Source organism: Pseudomonas sp. LB1P83 (assembly GCF_054897885.1).
In genome coordinates this window covers 731545-749017 of the sequence record NZ_CM142709.1, presented here as the reverse complement: position 1 = coordinate 749017, position 17473 = coordinate 731545, and the positions used below count along the sequence as shown (strand labels likewise).

Sequence of the window (17473 nt, the reverse complement as noted above, 5' to 3'; positions counted from 1 at the left end):
TCTTTGTAGGAGCGAGGCTTGCCCGCGAACCAGGCGCCTCGATCTATCAGAAATACCGCGTTATCGTTCTTCGCGGGCAAGTCGGGTCGCCGCATCGCTCGCTCCTACAGGGTTGCGTGCAGGGCTTTAGGGGGTGTCAGGCTGATTAGCCGGGTGGGCCTTGATGAAGGCTGGATGCGTGGCGGCCAACGCCGCTATCCGGCGAATCCGTGGATACGGCTCAAGCGAAATGTTGAAACGCTCGGCTGCGTACAGTTGGGGTATCAGATAAACGTCCGCCAGGCCCGGCTGCGGCCCAAAGCAATAACCCTCATCCCCAATCAAGTGCTCGACCGTCGCCAGCCCCTGGCTGATCCAGTGGCCGATCCACTCCACCACCTGCGGTTCATCGTGGCCCAATTGCCGCAGCTTGTTGAGCACGCTTACGTTGTGCAGCGGATGCACGTCGCAACCAATCACCGCCGCAACGCCACGCTCGTGAGCGCGCGCGGCCAAGTCTTTGGACAGCAGCGGCACCTGTGGATAACGTTCCTCCAGGTACTCGATGATGGCCGGTGACTGAATCAACAGCTCGCCTTCATCGGTGCGCAAGGCCGGCACCCGGCCTTGCGGGTTGATGGCCAGATACGGCGCTTGCCGATGCTCGCCACCTTGCGGCGCAATCAGATTGACCGGCAGCGCCTGGACATCCAGGCCCTTCAGCGCCAACGCGATGCGCACCCGGTAGGACGACGTCGAACGGTAGTAGGTATAGAGTTCCATGACCCAATCCTCTTAGCGCGCCGCGATCACTTTGCCACGGCATTCGCCGAAACCGATGGAGGCAAAACCGTCGCGGCTGCAACGGGCGCGCAGGATGATTTCGTCGCCGTCTTCGAGGAATTTGCGCACCTCGCCCGACGCCAGCTCAATCGGCTTTTTCCCGCCCTCGGTGATTTCCAGCAAGCTGCCGAACTGACCGTTTTCCGGCCCCGACAACGTGCCCGAACCGAACAAGTCACCGGCCTGCAACTGACAGCCGTTGACGCTGTGGTGCGCGACCATTTGCGCCACGGTCCAGTACATGTGTTTGGTGTTGCTGAGGGTCAGACGATGGGCCGGCAGTTTTTGCTCGCGCAGGCCTTCTGTGAGCAGCAGCACTTCCAGTTCGATATCGAACGCACCAGCGGCTTGATCACGCGTGTCGAACAGGTACGGCAGCGGCTGCGGGTCACCTTCCGGGCGCGCCGGTTGAGCTCGACGGAACGGCTCAAGCGCTTCGGCCGTCACGACCCACGGCGAGATGCTGGTGATAAAGCTCTTCGACAGGAACGGCCCCAGCGGCTGGTATTCCCAAGCCTGGATATCGCGCGCCGACCAGTCGTTGAGCAGGCAGAAACCGGCAATGTGATCGGCAGCGTCACCAATGGCGATCGAGTCGCCCATCTCGTTGCCCTGACCGATCCAGATGCCCAGTTCCAGTTCGTAATCCAGACGTGCGCACGGGCCAAACGTCGGCTCGGTCTGACCGGCCGGCAAGGTCTGGCCTTTCGGGCGGCGAACATCGGTGCCGGACGGGCGAATGGTCGAGGCACGGCCGTGGTAGCCGATCGGCACGTATTTGTAGTTCGGCAGCAATGGATTGTCCGGACGGAACAGTTTGCCGACGTTCTGCGCATGCTCGATGCCGACGTAGAAGTCGGTGTAATCGTTGATTTTCGCCGGCAGATGCATCTCGCAATTTGCCGCCAGTAGCAGCAGTTTTGCGCCTTGGGCTTCGATCTTGCCGTGCAGGGTGCTGCCTTCAGTGAACAGTTCCAACAGACGTTCGCGCAGTGCAACGCGAGCCTCGCGGCCCAGTTCGAAGAACGCATTGAGCTGACCGCCACGGGTGGCTTCTACTGCGGTTCTGGCGACGCCTTCGAACAAGCCAGCGTCCAGTGCAGCTTCCAGATCAAAAATATGCTCGCCGATGGCCACACCGCTGCGCGGTGCAGAGCCGTTCACGCTGAAAACGCCCATCGGAAGGTTTTGCAGTGGGAAATCAGCATGGCCGTTGGCGGAAGAAACCCAGCTGCGAGTGGTGGAAGTCTGAGTCATGGGTTATCTCCGGGTCGGGTCGAAAGTGGCGGGCAGCGAGGCCCAGCAGGCATCGTAATTGTTTTGCAGTTGCGGGCATTCCAGTGCGAAACGGCTCGGGCGCAACACCTGGCTGGTCTCGAACATGAACGCCATGGTGTTGTCGATTTTCGCCGGTGCCAGTTCGGCGTTGATCGCCTTGGTGCAGGTTTCGCCGTCCGGGCCATGCGCGCTCATGCAGCTGTGCAACGACGCACCGCCGGGCACGAAGCCTTCAGCCTTGGCGTCGTACTCGCCCTTGATCAGGCCCATGAATTCGTTCATCAGGTTGCGGTGGAACCACGGCGGACGGAAGGTTTTCTCGGCCACCATCCAGCGTGGCGGGAAGATCACGAAGTCCAGATTGGCCAGACCGTGGACGCTGGTCGGCGACGTCAGGACGGTGAAAATCGACGGATCCGGGTGGTCGAAACTGACCGTGCCGATGGTGTTGAAACGGCGCAGGTCATATTTGTACGGAACGTTATTGCCGTGCCAGGCGACCACGTTCAGCGGCGAATGATCAAGTTCGCAGCCCCACAACTGGCCGAGGAATTTCTGCACCAGGGTGGTCGGTTGCTTGAGGTTTTCGTAATACGCGACGGGCGTCAGGAAGTCCCGGGCATTGGCCAGACCGTTGCTGCCGATCGGCCCAAGGTCCGGCAGGCGCAGTGGCGCGCCATGGTTTTCGGCGATGTAGCCGCGCGCTTGCGGGTCGAGCAATTCGACGCGAAATTTCAGACCGCGTGGCAGCACGGCGATTTCCAGCGGCTCCAGTTCCAGCACGCCCAATTCGGTGGCGATGCGCAGGCGACCCTGCTCGGGTACCAGCAACATTTCACCGTCGGCATTGAAGAACACGCGTTCCATGGAGCGGTTGGCGCGGTAGGTGTAAATGCTGATCCCGGCCGGTTTGTCCGCGCCCGAATTGGCGGCCATGCTCACCAGCCCGTCGATGAAATCGGTCGGCTCGGTCGGGATGTCCAACGGGTTCCAGCGCAGGCGATTGGGGGTCACTTCACCTAAAGGACCACCGGCCAGTTGCCGATCCAGTTTGACGAACGCCGGGTGATTGGCCGACGGCTGAATCCGGTACATCCAGGTGCGCCGCGCTTCGCTGCGAGCCATGGTGAACGCGGTGCCGGAGAACAGTTCGGTGTAGAGGCCGTACGGAGCTTTTTGCGGGGAGTTCTGGCCGACGGGCAGTGCGCCGGGCAACGCTTCGCTGCTGAATTCGTTGCCGAAGCCTGACTGATAAGCCAGCGCTGGCGCCGTTGAATCGAGGTTCATGGAGCCTCCTGAACAGGGAGTAGGCAATGGCCTGTCGCTCTGCTGCAGAGGTCTCGGCACGCCTGGGTTATTTTTGTCGTAATTCGATTACGCATAACGTAATTTGATTGGTATTGACCGTCAAGCTATAAAGACGCCCATTCGTCCCGGGATCAGGCCGCCTTCATGGAAACGCCGCGCAACAACGACAAACAGAAAGTCCGCTCGGCCGAGGTCGGTACCGACATACTCAAGGCACTGGCCGAGTTGTCGCCCTCGACCTCGCTGTCGCGCCTGGCAGAACACGTGCAAATGCCGGCGAGCAAGGTTCATCGGTATTTACAGGCGCTGATCGCCAGCGGTTTTGCCGAGCAGAACACGGCGACCAATCACTACGGCCTGGGCCGCGAAGCCTTGCGCGTCGGCCTCGCTGCACTCAACAGTATGGACGTGCTGAAAGTCGCCGCCCTGCCCTTGGCCGAATTGCGCGATGAACTGAACGAGACCTGCTTTCTGGCGGTGTGGGGCAATCAGGGAGCGACTGTGGTGCACATCGAACCGGCGGTGCGTGCAGTGACGGTGGTGACGCAGTTGGGTTCGGTATTGCCGTTGCTCAGCTCTTCGACTGGCCTGGTGTTTGGCGCATTTCTACCGAAGCGTGAAACCGTGGACTTGCGCGATCAGGAACTTCAAAACGCTACCCACCATGTCTTGGCGGACGAGCAAGCCTATGCGGCCTTGTGCAAACAGATCCGCGAGCGCGGCCTGCATCATGTACATGGGTTGTTGATGCCTGGGGTGGACGCCTTGTCGGCACCGGTATTCAACGCCGTGGGGAATGTCGCGGCGGTCTTGACCATCGTTGGCCCGACCTCGTTGTTTCACGCCGACGAAAACGGCCCGGCGGCGCAGCGATTGCTGGCGGCGACGCGGGCCGTGAGTTGGCGGATGGGCTATCAGGCCCCTACTGTCGCGAGCCCGAAGGGCATCCTGTAATAGCTTGTTTACCCGAGCAACCCCAGCCCTTTAGCCCTCGCAACCGCCTGGGTCCTGCGCTCGACACCCAGCTTCCCGTGGATGCGTCGCGCATGAGTCTTGACCGTGTGCAACGAAATGAACAACTGCTCGGCAATCTGTTGATTGGAATTACCCAGCGCAATCAGCTTGAGCACTTCCACTTCGCGCTGACTGAGGGGATTGTTATCACCCGCAAGTGCAGTGCTTTCAAGGCAGGGATCGGCGATACCCAACGTCGACAACAGATCAGGCTGACGCAATTGCAACTCGCGAAGTGGTTGTCGTACGCCACAGCGCTCGGCCAGACTCAAGCCCCGGAGCAAAGACGCTTTGGCGCCCACCGAATCGCCGTTCAGCCATGCCGTTTCGGCCTCGACGAACAGCAGCTCGACCTCCAGGGCTGACATGGCGCACCGTTGCGACTGTTCGAGCATGGGGGCAAGCTGACTCATCGGGTCTTTGATCTGCCCCAAATATACGTGCGCCAATACCAGCAAATATTCGATCCGTGCGATCAACATCAAGGTGGCGGGAGGTGCCTGCCGTGCTTGCGGGCCACGATAGTGGCGCAGCACGCGGGTAAGCGCTTCACGGGCCAGCTCGGGCCGGCCCTGCTGTAGCCAGAATTGACTGCTGATTTGCAACAGAACACCACGATAAACGGTGTCAGGGCTCTGGCGCTGTTGCATCAGCCGTTCCGCATCGCGCAGACGAACGAAGGCCAAATCATAGTCACGCTGATTGGCGGCCAGTTGCGCCAGGCCGAGAAAACCATACAGCACCCGTTTGTCGTGGTTGCGCAGACAGATCCGCAGTCCGTTTTCGAAATATTCAGACGCCTGCGCATCGCGGCCCTGAGACAAACTCAAACGGCCACGATGCAATGCAATCCGCCCCAGCAACGGCTCGGCACTGCGTTGCTGGCGGGTAAACATTTCATGGACGTTGGCGAGCAGGCTTTCGGCTCGCTGGGGAGCGCCGCGTTGCTCCAGCAATTGCGCGTGATCGAGTTCCAGCAACCCTTCGAATACCAGCGAGCCCTGGGCTCGTGCCAGGCACAAAGCGTCGCGATTCATCGCCTGCGCGACATCAAGTTCGCCGCGTAGCAATGCCTGCTGGGTCAACCCCGACAGACACATCACCCGCACGGTCCACAGGTCGGGGCCAAGTTCATTGAGAGCCTCAAGAAAAAGCACGCGCGAAGCATCCATACGACCCTGCAAATGCAGTAACCAGCCTTGCTGCGCCTGCCAACGAGCGATCAGCTGCCGCTGCAAGCTCGCCGACGGCTGCGGGGTGAATCGCGATAAACGTTCGATGCAGTCGGCTGCTTGTTCAAACCGACCCGCAAACAACGACGCCGCCGTGATCAACCCGATCAGTTGCGGCGAGCCGAACATGAGTGCTTCACCCTGTTGCTCATACAATCGCAACAACAGCACGACCGTCTGCTCCTCGAACAAATGCTCGAAACTGAAATGCTGCAACAGGCTGACGGCGACCTCGAACTCCTCAGCCAGCAAGGCCTGTTCGAACGCGGCTTTCCAGTCCAGTTCAGCGGCGAACCACTGACAGGCGCGGCGATGCCAGGAACGTCCGGCCGGCCATTGCTCATCGCGCATCAATTGCGTGAGTGGAGGGAAGATCTGCAACCACTCAGCCGAGTCCTGCCAAGGCTCGATGAAGCAGCCCAAGTCCTGCAACGTCTTCAGGCATTGCGCCCCCTCCCCCGCGCCAAACAGGTGATCGCACAGCCGTGCATTGAATCGCGGCAAATGCGCCAGCACCCGCCAGACCTCCGTCAACTCAGGGGTCAGGCTGGTAAACAGTTCATGTTCGAGGTAATCGAGCAATGTGTCCGGTCGGCTGTGATGCGGGTCGTTGCGCGACCAGTCGCATTTTTGCAGCAGCGCAACGCGTACTCCGGCGCACCAACCGCCACTGCGCTGGAGGATTTTGCTGGCGGCGGTGCTGGCATCGGCGGGTGTCAGGTGGCGTAACAGCGAGCCAATTTCAGTTTGATTGAAGGCCAGGGTGGCGCGTTCGCATTCGTACAGTTCGTCATCGAGCAATAACCGTGGCCAGTTGCACTGCGGACGACGGCGGGCACCCAGCCACCAGGTCAGCATCGGACTGCTGACGGCCAGCATGCGATCCAGCAGGTGATCGAGTTCCGGATTCGGCACACGGCAATAATCATCGAGAAACAGCCAGGTTGGCGCCTGCAACCGAGCCAGCGCGCCGAGCATCGCCGACTCTTCCGACGAAGCCAGCCCCAGCGCTTCTGCCACACGCTGACGAAAATCCGCCGCACTCATTACCACGCCGGACAACGGTAACCAGCACACCCGGCATTGCGGCGGCGCCTGCAACAGGCAGTCGGCGAGCAGCGCGGTCTTGCCGCTGCCAGCCGGTGCGCACAGTAATTTCACTCGTGATGTGGAAGCCAGCAAGGGCTCGGTCAATCGATCACGCGACAGGTGATGAGAGGACAGACGGGGCAGGAATCCAGAACGGTCAAGACACCGGGTCATGGCGGTCATTGCGGCGTGCCTTTTTATAATTGTCCGGCAACCCTAGCCCTCTCTAGCCCGCTTGTTGAGAAGTATTCAGGACGCTGATTGGCAGCCATAAAAAAGGCGACCAACCAGTCGCCTTCTGCACTGCGAATGTATCAACTTCCTTACCGGACACCCTCGGCACGCAACGCCGATGGCGTGTAGTCCGCCGCCTTGGCTTCGAAGCCGAATTCAAAGCTGTGCTTCTCTTCGTTCTTCATCCCCAGCGCAATGTATCGACCGGCAATGATGTCGTAGAGCGCTTCCAGGGTGTACGCCTGGGCCTGGTGATCGTAGTAGTACTGCGCGTGACCCTCGGCCACTCGCCACAGTTGACCGCGACCGTCGTAGTGATCCACCAGCGCCACTTGCCAGCTGTCTTCGTCGATGTACATGTGGCGTTTGGCGTAAATGTGCCGCTCGCTCGGCTTGACCGTGCCGATCACTTCCCAGACGCGGTGCAATTCATAGCGGGTAAGGTCCTGGTTGATGTGGCCGGCCTTGATGATGTCGTCGTATTTGAGGCTCGGGGAGTCGAGTTTGTAGCTGTTGTAGGGGATGTACATTTCCTTCTTGCCGACCAGTTTCCAGTCGTAGCGATCCGGCGCGCCCGAAAACATGTCGAAGTTATCGGAGGTACGCAAACCATCGGCGGCGGTGCCCGGCCCGTCGTAGGCCACTTGTGGTGCGCGACGCACTCGACGTTGGCCAGCGTTGTAGATCCACGCCAGGCGCGGTTCTTTCACCTGGTCGAGGGTTTCGTGCACCAGCAGCACGTTACCCGCCAGACGCGCCGGGGCCGTTACCGATTGCTTGAAAAAGGTCAGCACGTTGGCGGCTTTTTCCGGGTCCAGGTCCTTCATCAATTGCGGAACGGCAATCTCTTCCTCGAAGCGGATCGGCGTGTAGCTGCCGTTGGTCTGCGGCGTCACCTGGGTGATGATGCGGCGCAGATTGCCGCCGTGATAACGGGTGATGTGGTTCCACAACACTTCAACGCCCGTCTTCGGAATCGGGAACGCGTAGTAGCGGTTGCCGGTGAAATTGGCCAGGCCGTTACCCTCGTTGATGCTGTTCACGTTCAGCGCGCTGCGCTTGGCCGACTCGTAGATTTCCGACGGCACGGCCACGGTGCGGTGAGTCGGGTAGACCGGGATCTTGTAGGTTTCCGGGTAACGCTTGAACATCGCCACCTGGCCTTCCGAGAGCTTGTCCTTGTACTTGTCGACGTTGGCGGGGGTGATCACGAACAGTGGTTTCTCACTGGCGAACGGATCAGCCAGGAAGCCCTTGCTGTCCACCGCGCCAGCGTTTTTCGGGATGCCACCGGTCCACGCCGGGATCGAGCCATCGGCATTACCGGCCTTCTCGGCGCCCAGCGGCGTGAGGGTAGTCCCGAGTTTGTTGGCTTCGTCCGGCGACACCGCCGCCATCACGTTGGCCGCCAGCAGGCTCAAGGCCAGGGCGCCGCATTGCAGAATCATCTTGCGCATCAAATTCATCCTTCTCAGCCAGATCAGAAGTTCACGCCGAAGCTCAGTGCCAGGAAGTCGCGGTCTTCCAGGGTGTTGTAGTCACCGCCGAAGAAATCGGTGTAACTGAGGCTCGCGGTATAGGTGTTGCGGTAGTCGGCATCGACGCCGACGCTGACGGCCTTGGCGCCTTCGTTGAACAGCCCGTTGGGGCCGTAGCCGGCGACGTCATGGGACCAGGACAGGTTGGGTTTGAGGTTGATCCCGCCGATCACGTTGGCGTAATCGAGGATCGCCCGGGCGCGGTAGCCCCAGGAGGTCGAGGTGACGAAGCCTTCGGTATCGCCGCCGAAACCGTACTGGCCGTAGACCGAGTCGCGGCCGTAACGCAGATTGCTGCGCGACTCCAGACCACCGACGTGAACCACCGCCGCTTCGCCGACCAGGGTCAATCGCTGGGCGCCCCACACCTGATCGAAGAACTGCGTGAGGGTGCTCTGGATCTGCGTGATTTCCTTGCGGCGATAGCCTTTGTTGTCAGCGCCAGGGGTGGTGGCGATCGGTGATGCGGCACCGCCGGCAATCGGGTTGACCATTGCCAGGGTCAGGTCGTTGGTGCTGACCTGCACCGGCGCATTCGGCCGATAACTGATCTCGCCGCTCCACGCGGTGCCGGTCGGCAACGTGGTGGAGAAACTCGCACCGTAGAGACGAATGTCTTCCGGGTATTCGAGGTAGTACTGACCGCGTCCGAGCATCACGCTTTGCGCCAGGCCCGCACCGCTGCCCGGTGCCAGACGGTTGGCAACACTCACCATCCCCGGCAGGCTGGCCAGCGTCGACAGGCCGGCGGTGGTGGTGCCGACAGTCGGCGTGCGGCTGTGATAATTCATGAAATACAGGCCGTACTCGGTGTCGTCACCGAGCCAGCGCAACGCCGTGCCCCACTGCCCGGAATCCCGCGCATCGCGGTCGCCACCACGGGGAACGACCACGCCCTCGCGGGTCACCTGGATCGGTTGGCCGAACGCTGCGGCCAACGGCGCCAATGGGGCAATCGCGGGACTGCCGACCGTGTAGTTGTTATTGCAACCATCCGCCACAACGTCGTTGCCGAAGAAGGTGCCGCAGTTGTCGACGACGGTCTGGTCCCACTCCAGTTGATAGAAACCTTCCACCGAGAGCTGATCAGTCAGGCCCTGAGAGGCGAACAGCATGTTGACCGGAATCAGACCCTCTTTGATCTCGGCACCCGGACGACGGAACGCCGAGACGTCGATCGGGTTGATGCTGTTGATCGAGTTGCCGATGAAGGTACTTTCGCCCCAGCTGACCACCTGCTTACCGGCGCGCACAGTGCCCGGCAAATCGGCGATGGAATAGTTGTGATAGACGAAGGCATCGAGAATCTGCGCACCGGACGACTTGGCGCCCTCCTTGCGGCCACTGTCGCTGATCGGCTTGAACTCGCGGTCTTCGTCCTTGAGCTCGAAGTCGTACCAGTACTTGCCACGGACAAACACGCCGGTGTCGCCGTATTTCAATTCGAGGTCGTGCAGGCCCTTGAAGATTTTGGAAAAGGTTTCACCCTTCTTGAAGTTCAGCCGGCCGTCATCACCGGTCGAAGATTGACCGGTCCCGCCGTTGACCGTACCCACCAACGATTTATCGGCATCGCGCATACCCCAACTCGCGCCGACGGACAGCGAGGAGTCGAACGTCCCCTCGATTTCGCCGATGTTGAATGCAACCGCTTGCGCCTGGGCACAGCAGCCCAAGGCAACCGCAGCGGCCAGCGCTTGCGGTGTGAAGATGGCGCGCATTGTTGTTTTTGTCATGCGTCTTCCCCGGTGAGTGACAGAAGGCCCCACCCTACTGCCGCACGTTGGGAGCGATAAGCGCACCAAGGAGGTATTCGCGATGTACCTCTAAAGGATGAATGGCTTGATGGGGCGGGGGTTTGTGCCGGGTATGGATGGGCTGGATGGGGGGTTATCAGCCAGATGCATGGGCAGGGATGGCATTGATCGTGTAGCAGCTGCCGAAGGCTGCGTTCGGCTGCGAAGCAGTCGTAAACAATGCGCACACAATAATCCTGAAAGACCGCGCTGGCTGATTTGACGACTGCTTCGCAGCCGAACGCAGCCTTCGGCAGCTGCTACAGGGGATGGGGCGAGGCGCACTGTTACTCATGCTGCAACAGTTCATGTCGCGAATCGCTGTTTTTCCTTTGGGCTCAAGGCCTTATTCTTGCCGGGCTTTCACGGTGAACAGCCTGGAAGCGCGAAGCGATGGTGTGTGATGAGACCGCGCCATTGGCGACAGAATCCAGATGAATCGACGTTTTATCGATTGATCGCCCCGTGTTCACTGACGTTGATTTGTAGCTCCTTGATCCAACGTCTTACTTTGGCCGCTGCGTTTGCAGCGGCCTTTTTTATGGGCGATGGTTTTGTGGCGGGGGAACAATCGGGGGAATGGCAGGACTCAGATAAGCCCTGCGGAAGGCATCAGGGTCACAACGAATACTTCTGCAAATTCCCCATCATTTCCTTCAACGCCTCAATATTGTCCTTAGGATGCGCCGCCCCTTCGAAATCACAAATCTGCTCCCACTGCGCCGCCACATCCTCCGGCGAGAACCCCACCCGCGGATCAAACCCGGCGCCCAGGCTGCGTTCCCAACGTACCTTGCCCATCCAGCCACCACCGACTTCAAACAACCCGGAAGTCTCCTGGCAATTCTCACTGGCCAGGTACACCACCAACGGGCTGACCAGTTCAGGCTTGAGTTGCTCGAACACTTGTGGCGGAATCAGGCCTTCGGTCATGCGAGTTCCGCCGGTTGGCGCGATGGCGTTGACCAGGATGTTGTTCTTGCGGCCTTCGATGGCAAGTGTGCGGGTCAGGCCGTAGAGGCCGAGTTTGGCCATGCCGTAGTTGGACTGGCCGAAGTTGCCGTAGATGCCCGAGGTTGATGCGGTGAAGATCACGCGGCCATAGTTCTGCTCGCGCATGTGCGGCCAGGCGGCGCGGGTGACTTTGTAGGCGCCTTCGACGTGGACGCGGTAAACCAGGTCCCAATCGGCGTCGTCCATTTTGTGGAAGGTCTTGTCGCGCAGGATCCCGGCGTTATTGACCACGACGTCGATGCGGCCAAAAGCATCGAGGGCGTGCTGGACGATTTTGTCGCCGTCGGTGACGGAGTCGTGGTTGGCTTCGGCGATACCGCCTGCCTCGCGGATTTCCGCTACTACGCGGTCTGCTGCCGACGCGTTGGCGCCTTCCCCTTGAGCCGAGCCGCCGAGGTCATTGACCAGCACTTTGGCGCCCTGCCTGGCGAACAGCAGCGCATGAGCCCGGCCCAGGCCGCCGCCGGCACCCGTGACGATCACTACTTTATCTTCGAAGCGCACAGACTCATTCATGGGGGAACTCCAGCAGACCAGGGACAATAAGTCCGAGTGTCGGGCACCAGGCGGCTGGTCACAATAAACACGGGTACAGCTGAATGGTGCCCGATAAGGCTGGGGGATAGTCAGGAGCAGGCCGCCTTGCGCGGCGGTGAAACCAGCCGATCCCGAAACACCAGGTAATGCTTGAGCACCTGTGCCGGCGCTTCGGTCTGTGGGTAATGGCCGATATCAGGCAGCAGGACCGTGTCCGGATCGGGAATCAGCTCCCGATAGCGCTTGACCATGTGAGCGCCGGAAATCGGATCGACCTCTCCATCGATGACCCGCAACGGGACTTCACCGCGCTGCATGGCGCTGACCCAACGCTCGCGCTGGACACGCCGCTCAGGGATATAAGCGATGAGTTTGTGCATGATCCGCGGGCCGTGATTGCTGTCGATCAGGCCCCAGAAATCATCCATCTCGCTTTCGCTGGGCCGCGTCTGCGGACCGAAGATCTGCCGGAAACTTTTCACCAGTCCATCGCGGGTAAAGGCTCGTCCGATCATCCAGCCCAAAGGACTGAGCAGCAGCTTTTGCATCAATACCGGGCGATGGGTTTCAGGAAACAGGCCACCGTTGAGGAACACACAACTGGCGATTTCACTGCGGCTTTCGTAATGCCGGGCCAACAGTTCCTGAGCCACGCTGTCGCCATAATCGTGGGCCAACACGTGCACCGGCTGCTCGACGTTCAGGTGCGCGAGCAAGGCCTGTTGCAGATCGGCCTGCTCCAGCAAGCTGTATTCATGGTTGACCGGTTTGGCTGAGTCGCCGAAACCGAGCATGTCGCACGCAATCACCCGATAGCGCTGCGCCAGCGGTTGCCACAGGTAATGCCAGTCCCAACTGGCGGTCGGGAAGCCATGGATGAGCAGGAGCGGCTCACCCTGCCCCGCCGTCCAGTAACGGATGGTCTGACCACGAAATGTGAACGTCTGGCCGCGTTTGCGCCAGACACACAGGGGGATCTCGGCGAGTGCCATTAGAGTTTATAACCCGGGTCTTGTTGATCGAGTTTGCGCAGCAACGCCGGCCAGGCCAACGCACCACCCATCCCTTGAGCACTTTTGGTCACACCGGCGATCATTGCCTTGGCACCCGCCAGAATCTGCGGCTCGATGGCAATCAGCTCGGCACCACCGTTCTGCGCCAGCACCTGGATATCGCAGGCGCGCTGGAAGGTAAACATCATCAGGAACGTGTCGGCGATGGTGCTGCCACAGGTCAGCAAACCGTGGTTGTGCAGCATCAGGAAATTGTTTTCACCGAGGTCGGCTTGCAGGCGCGCCTTCTCTTCATGGTTCAGCGCAACGCCTTCATAAGCGTGGTAAGCCAGGCTGGACAGCACAAACAATGACTGCTGACTGATCGGCAGGATGCCCTGTTTTTGCGCCGACACCGCCACACCCGCCGCGGTGTGGGTGTGCAGCACGCAGACCACATCGTGACGCACTTCATGCACGGCACTGTGGATGGTGTAACCCGCCGGGTTGATCTCGTAGGGGCTGTCCATCAGCTTGTTGCCGGCCTGATCGACCTTGACCAGGCTCGACGCGGTGATCTCGTGGAACATCAACCCGAACGGGTTGATCAGGAAATTTTCGGTGCCCGGCACCTTGGCCGAGATGTGCGTAAAGATCAGATCGTCCCAGCCATGTGAGGCGACCAGACGATAACAGGCAGCCAGGTCGACACGGGTCTGCCACTCGGCGGCACTGACTTGGTCTTTGACACTGTGGGGAGATTGGACGGGAGCAACTTTCACGGCAAGGACCTCCTGTTCTTATTGTTTTACTGTCGTTACAGCAGTCTAGTCAGCGCCCGGATTTCGTGTAGTTGCATTGGCAGCCAGCTTGATGGCCTAACGAGTCAGTTCAGAAGAAAGCCTGGATCCATGTCAAAGGACCGCCGCCAATAAGGGGGCAGCAAACAGATTCAAAAGCCCCGTCAGCACCCTGACAAGTCCTGCGACCGCCCCTTCTTCACCGCCCACTTCATGTTCTCGACTGACCGGTCAGCCCCGCAGCGCGGTAATCAACTCTGCCAGCCAAGGTTCGGCGTCGGTTTCCGGGGTCACGCTTTCGCTGGCATCCAGGCGCAACATCGGCAGCACTTCGCGCAGGCCCAGTTCGCCGAACAATTCACGCATCTGCTCACCGCCACCGCAGAACGTATCGCCGTAACTCGCATCGCCCAGGCCGATTACGGCACCCGGCAAACCACGCCAGGCGGCGGGCAGCAGATCACGAATCGTCGAATATAACGGTTGCAGGTTATCCGGCAACTCACCCATGCCGGTGGTCGAAGTCACCGCCAGAAACGCGTCCGGGCCAAAGGCCTGGACATCGGCAAGCGTTGCGCGCGGGTTGTGCCAGACCTCGAAACCTGCGGTGTTTAAAATCTTCGCGGCGTGGCGGGCAACTTCTTCAGCCGTGCCGTACACCGAGCCGGAAATGATGGCGACTTTCATCAAACTGATCCTGAAGCTGAGTAAAAAACACAGATATTAACAGCACAGGCTCATTTGTTCTTTTAGAATGCAAATCTCTATCAATACGGAAAGGACTCTCCGATGATCAACGCTCAACTGCTGCAAATGGTGATAAACGCTTCCAACGACGGCATCGTGATTGCCGAAAAGGAAGGCGAGCAGGACAACATCCTGATTTACGTAAACCCGGCGTTCGAGCGTCTGACGGGTTACACCCGCGAAGAAATCCTCTACCAGGATTGCCGTTTCCTGCAGTCCGGTGACCGGGATCAAGAAAAGGCCCTCAAAGCGATTCGCGAGTCGTTGACCAGTGGCGGCTCCTGCCGGGAAATCCTGAGAAATTACCGCAAGGACGGCACGCCGTTCTGGAATGAGCTGTCCCTTTCTACAGTGAAAAACCCGGCTGACGGACAGACCTATTTTGTTGGCGTACAGAAAGATGTCACGGTCCAGGTCAAGGCACAGCAGCGCGTTGCGCAACTGGAAGCACAATTGGCTGAGACGCAAGCCGAGCTTGCTGCGTTGAAAGCGACGAACGGCGAAAACAAAACAGCGAATTAATTGTCATTAACTACAATCACCGATGACTTTGTAACTTTTTCTTTCGAGTTAGCCATGCAACGCGACGCACTCCTGACACAGGATGAGCTGGATTTTATCCAGACCATGCAACACAACCCGCAACTCAATGTACGGGATGCGACGTCGAGTCTGCTCGTCAATGGTGGATCGCAAATCCGTGATCTGCTCACGCGCCTGGCGGCACATGAGCAAGTCACCATCCAGGCCAACTTCGAAAACCAGCAAATGACCTTTCCGCTGCACCTGGTGGAAGACGAATTTCATGCACTGCATTTGCGCCTGGGCGTGCCGAGTATTTATGAAGACGGGCCGATGGTACGGCCATGGCGCCTGACAGTTGAAGAGCCGGTGGCACTGGAAAATGCCAAAGGTCAACCCGGCACGATGTGGGTGCACGAAATATCGTTCAAAGGGGTTTTGCTGGAAGTCCGCAACAAGACCAAACCGCCCAAGCATTTCGCGTTGTGGTTCAGTCCGTCAGGCTATGAGCGGATTGCGTTGCGCGGCACTTTTGAGCGTGAAACCGAACAAGGTTTCTACGCCTACGAATTGAGCCAGACCGACAAGGACGAGACCGAACGTCTGCGCCAGTACATCCTTCAGCAGCATCGTCTGACACATCCCGCACTGCACAACTGAATTCAGGTATCCAGGTTTCCTGCCAGGAACTGTTTCAGACGCTGACGCATCACGATCCCCTCATTCCCCAGGCACCCGATCGACGTTCCGGCCAGGCTGTCCTGTGCCAGGTCCGACGCATCGCCGGCCAGCAGCAACTGACAATCCAGGCTCAGGGCCAGTCGATTCAAACGCCGAGGCAACTCGGGGGCCGGTGCGTGATTGGACACCAGCACCAGTGCCGAGGGTTTGATCCGCTCGCAAACCAGGGTCAACTCATCGAATGGCTGACCGTTTGCCAGCAATTGAATCGCCGAATCGACACTGCTCAGGTACAGCGCCGTGACCAGCACTTCGAGTTCATGGGCCTGATCGGCCAAGGCGCAGACAATCACGCGTCGTGGCTGCATGACGCGCACCAGCAGCATGCGCTGCAATACGCGAGAACGCAGAAAACCATCCAGAAAAAGCCATTCGCTGGTCTGACCGAATGCTTCATGGCGCTGATGCATCAGCTTCCAGATCGGCATCAGGATGTCCTGGAACACCACTGTCAGGGGATAACAGGAAAAAATCTGTCCATAGACCTGTTCCAGTTGAACCTCGTCAAACGCCGTCACCGCCATCTGAACCTGCTGCTGCCACTGGGCATAGTCGGCCTGAACGAGTTCATCCGGAATGAAGTTCGCCAGGGCTTTGAGCGGTTCGGTCTTGGCCAGTATCTTGCCGACCTTGCTGACCGCGACGCCGCGGTCGATCCAGCCGAGAATGCTGCGAACCTTTTCGATATCGGCCATCGAGTACAGCCGATGCCCGCTTTCGGTGCGTGTAGGCTGGATAAGGCCATAGCGCCGCTCCCATGCCCGCAACGTGACGGGATTGATACCCGTCAGCCGTGCTACCTCACGAATAGGGAACAGATCTTCGCGCTCAATGGAAAGATCCGCCTGTGAGGCGAGACCACGCTCAGTCAGAACAGGCATGTGTCAATTAACGTCCTTGTGCGGAATTGGATCCTATTTAACCCTCTTGCTCCATGATTATTCAAGACATTGATAAACGACGAATGCCGCTGGTGTAATTATCAGAATCAGGAATAATCCTTGCTTGTCTCAAGACGCAGCCCATCACCCCGGCGTTGCGCCTGGCGAAACTCCTACCCGGAGTAACGCGTTTGTCATTCGGAGATACACAATGTCTACCTCACCCGTCACGCTGATGGTTTCACGCCGCGTCGCCGATGGGCGTTATCAGGACCTGATGGTCTGGTTGCGCGAAGGCGAACAACTGGCCACCGACTTTCCCGGTTATCTCGGCTCAGGCGTGCTCGCTCCGCCACCCCAAGATAACGAATTCCAGATTATTTTCCGCTTTGCCGACGAGCAAACCATGCACGCCTGGGAGCATTCTGCTTCGCGTACCGCATGGCTGGCGCGCGGCAGCGATCTGTTTGCGCATAAGACGGAACATCGTGTCAGCGGGATCGAAGGCTGGTTCGGCGCTGTCGGCCAGCGTCCACCACGCTGGAAACAGGCCGTGGCGATCTGGCTGGCGTTCTTTCCGGTTTCCTTGCTGTTCAACTTTGTAGTGGGGCCGTTGCTCGGCGAAATGAGCCTGCTGCCTCGCGTACTTATCAGCACCCTGTGCCTGACGCCGTTGATGGTCTACTTCTTCATTCCGCTGTCGACCCGCATGCTGGCCGGCTGGCTGAACAGCACACCGGCACGTCCGCTGCCCGCCGAGCCCTCCCCCCAGAATCACTGATCCCTGTAGGAGCGAGCGATGCGGCGATCCGACTTGCCCGCGAAGAACGATAACTCAGAACAACAGATAGACCGCGTTGTTCCTTTCGCGGGCAAGTCGGATCGCCGCATCGCTCGCTCCTACATAAAGCCACCTCACAGCCCGTCG

The 17473-nt window shown here is 59.5% G+C and carries 15 protein-coding genes and 1 pseudogene; 4 read left to right on the top strand and 12 right to left on the bottom strand.

The window, feature by feature from the left end; translation table 11 throughout:
- Nucleotides 1-126 precede the first annotated feature (126 nt).
- The 3 genes from maiA to hmgA are packed head-to-tail and all read right to left on the bottom strand — an operon-like array spanning nucleotide 127 to nucleotide 3387.
- Nucleotides 127-762 (bottom strand): maleylacetoacetate isomerase, encoded by a 636-nt coding sequence (maiA, locus tag ACYZTY_RS03270; RefSeq protein WP_461957279.1) that lies wholly within the window; start codon nucleotides 760-762, stop codon nucleotides 127-129.
- 12 nt (nucleotides 763-774) lie between these two features.
- Nucleotides 775-2079 (bottom strand): fumarylacetoacetase, encoded by a 1305-nt coding sequence (gene fahA, locus ACYZTY_RS03265; protein ID WP_461957278.1) that lies wholly within the window; start codon nucleotides 2077-2079, stop codon nucleotides 775-777.
- A gap of 3 nt (nucleotides 2080-2082) precedes the next feature.
- Complete coding sequence (gene hmgA / locus ACYZTY_RS03260; RefSeq protein WP_461957277.1) at nucleotides 2083-3387, bottom strand: homogentisate 1,2-dioxygenase; 1305 nt, start codon at nucleotides 3385-3387, stop codon at nucleotides 2083-2085.
- Nucleotides 3388-3552: 165 nt separating this feature from the next.
- On the opposite strand from hmgA, the gene ACYZTY_RS03255 reads away from it, so the two are divergent.
- Nucleotides 3553-4362, top strand: coding sequence for an IclR family transcriptional regulator (locus ACYZTY_RS03255; RefSeq protein WP_461957276.1), 810 nt, complete (start codon nucleotides 3553-3555; stop codon nucleotides 4360-4362).
- Nucleotides 4363-4370: 8 nt separating this feature from the next.
- Here ACYZTY_RS03255 and ACYZTY_RS03250 read toward each other — a convergent pair whose 3' ends face one another.
- The 8 genes and pseudogenes from ACYZTY_RS03250 to ACYZTY_RS03215 form a co-directional block, all read right to left on the bottom strand.
- Entirely contained in the window at nucleotides 4371-6926 is a 2556-nt protein-coding gene (locus ACYZTY_RS03250; protein ID WP_461957275.1) for a LuxR C-terminal-related transcriptional regulator, read from the bottom strand.
- A 140-nt stretch (nucleotides 6927-7066) separates the two neighbouring features.
- The gene (locus ACYZTY_RS03245) at nucleotides 7067-8434 is read right to left on the bottom strand and encodes a DUF1329 domain-containing protein (RefSeq protein WP_461957274.1); all 1368 of its coding nucleotides are present in this window, start codon (nucleotides 8432-8434) and stop codon (nucleotides 7067-7069) included.
- A gap of 23 nt (nucleotides 8435-8457) precedes the next feature.
- Complete coding sequence (locus ACYZTY_RS03240) at nucleotides 8458-10251, bottom strand: DUF1302 domain-containing protein (RefSeq protein WP_461957273.1); 1794 nt, start codon at nucleotides 10249-10251, stop codon at nucleotides 8458-8460.
- Nucleotides 10252-10929: 678 nt separating this feature from the next.
- Nucleotides 10930-11841 (bottom strand): SDR family oxidoreductase, encoded by a 912-nt coding sequence (locus ACYZTY_RS03235; protein ID WP_461957272.1) that lies wholly within the window; start codon nucleotides 11839-11841, stop codon nucleotides 10930-10932.
- Between the two features lie 110 nt (nucleotides 11842-11951).
- Nucleotides 11952-12854, bottom strand: coding sequence for an alpha/beta fold hydrolase (locus tag ACYZTY_RS03230; RefSeq protein WP_461957271.1), 903 nt, complete (start codon nucleotides 12852-12854; stop codon nucleotides 11952-11954).
- Complete coding sequence (locus ACYZTY_RS03225) at nucleotides 12854-13636, bottom strand: class II aldolase/adducin family protein (protein WP_461957270.1); 783 nt, start codon at nucleotides 13634-13636, stop codon at nucleotides 12854-12856. Before ACYZTY_RS03225 ends, ACYZTY_RS03230 begins: the two co-directional genes overlap by 1 nt.
- A gap of 132 nt (nucleotides 13637-13768) precedes the next feature.
- Nucleotides 13769-13882, bottom strand: a pseudogene (locus ACYZTY_RS03220) (LrgB family protein); the annotation flags it as partial.
- 3 nt (nucleotides 13883-13885) lie between these two features.
- Nucleotides 13886-14341: a flavodoxin gene (locus ACYZTY_RS03215; RefSeq protein ID WP_461957269.1), complete on the bottom strand. Its 456-nt coding sequence runs from the start codon at nucleotides 14339-14341 to the stop codon at nucleotides 13886-13888.
- Nucleotides 14342-14443: 102 nt separating this feature from the next.
- On the opposite strand from ACYZTY_RS03215, the gene ACYZTY_RS03210 reads away from it, so the two are divergent.
- Together ACYZTY_RS03210 and ACYZTY_RS03205 are read left to right on the top strand one after the other, a co-directional pair.
- Nucleotides 14444-14923 carry a PAS domain-containing protein gene (locus tag ACYZTY_RS03210; protein WP_461957268.1) on the top strand — a complete coding sequence of 160 codons (480 nt, stop codon included), beginning with the start codon at nucleotides 14444-14446 and terminating at the stop codon, nucleotides 14921-14923.
- Nucleotides 14924-14977: 54 nt separating this feature from the next.
- Nucleotides 14978-15583 (top strand): hypothetical protein, encoded by a 606-nt coding sequence (locus tag ACYZTY_RS03205; protein WP_131061170.1) that lies wholly within the window; start codon nucleotides 14978-14980, stop codon nucleotides 15581-15583.
- 2 nt (nucleotides 15584-15585) lie between these two features.
- On the opposite strand, the gene ACYZTY_RS03200 is transcribed toward ACYZTY_RS03205, so the two are convergent.
- Nucleotides 15586-16545 (bottom strand): MerR family transcriptional regulator, encoded by a 960-nt coding sequence (locus ACYZTY_RS03200; RefSeq protein WP_461957267.1) that lies wholly within the window; start codon nucleotides 16543-16545, stop codon nucleotides 15586-15588.
- A 211-nt stretch (nucleotides 16546-16756) separates the two neighbouring features.
- Between ACYZTY_RS03200 and ACYZTY_RS03195 the strand changes: the two genes are divergently transcribed.
- Nucleotides 16757-17326, top strand: a complete 570-nt coding sequence (locus ACYZTY_RS03195; protein ID WP_461957266.1) for an antibiotic biosynthesis monooxygenase — start codon at nucleotides 16757-16759, stop codon at nucleotides 17324-17326.
- Nucleotides 17327-17473: the final 147 nt, after the last annotated feature.

Excerpts from the sequence above, each read along its gene's own strand:
- fahA (WP_461957278.1), bottom strand. The coding sequence starts at position 2,079 with ATGACTCAGACTTCCACCACTCGCAGCTGGGTTTCTTCCGCCAACGGC.
- ACYZTY_RS03240 (WP_461957273.1), bottom strand. The coding sequence starts at position 10,251 with ATGACAAAAACAACAATGCGCGCCATCTTCACACCGCAAGCGCTGGCC.
- ACYZTY_RS03195 (WP_461957266.1), top strand. The coding sequence starts at position 16,757 with ATGTCTACCTCACCCGTCACGCTGATGGTTTCACGCCGCGTCGCCGAT.
- ACYZTY_RS03205 (WP_131061170.1), top strand. The coding sequence starts at position 14,978 with ATGCAACGCGACGCACTCCTGACACAGGATGAGCTGGATTTTATCCAG.
- ACYZTY_RS03215 (WP_461957269.1), bottom strand. The coding sequence starts at position 14,341 with ATGAAAGTCGCCATCATTTCCGGCTCGGTGTACGGCACGGCTGAAGAA.
- ACYZTY_RS03250 (WP_461957275.1), bottom strand. The coding sequence starts at position 6,926 with ATGACCGCCATGACCCGGTGTCTTGACCGTTCTGGATTCCTGCCCCGT.
- ACYZTY_RS03230 (WP_461957271.1), bottom strand. The coding sequence starts at position 12,854 with ATGGCACTCGCCGAGATCCCCCTGTGTGTCTGGCGCAAACGCGGCCAG.
- hmgA (WP_461957277.1), bottom strand. The coding sequence starts at position 3,387 with ATGAACCTCGATTCAACGGCGCCAGCGCTGGCTTATCAGTCAGGCTTC.
- ACYZTY_RS03235 (WP_461957272.1), bottom strand. The coding sequence starts at position 11,841 with ATGAATGAGTCTGTGCGCTTCGAAGATAAAGTAGTGATCGTCACGGGT.
- ACYZTY_RS03200 (WP_461957267.1), bottom strand. The coding sequence starts at position 16,545 with ATGCCTGTTCTGACTGAGCGTGGTCTCGCCTCACAGGCGGATCTTTCC.
- ACYZTY_RS03210 (WP_461957268.1), top strand. The coding sequence starts at position 14,444 with ATGATCAACGCTCAACTGCTGCAAATGGTGATAAACGCTTCCAACGAC.
- ACYZTY_RS03255 (WP_461957276.1), top strand. The coding sequence starts at position 3,553 with ATGGAAACGCCGCGCAACAACGACAAACAGAAAGTCCGCTCGGCCGAG.
- maiA (WP_461957279.1), bottom strand. The coding sequence starts at position 762 with ATGGAACTCTATACCTACTACCGTTCGACGTCGTCCTACCGGGTGCGC.
- ACYZTY_RS03245 (WP_461957274.1), bottom strand. The coding sequence starts at position 8,434 with ATGCGCAAGATGATTCTGCAATGCGGCGCCCTGGCCTTGAGCCTGCTG.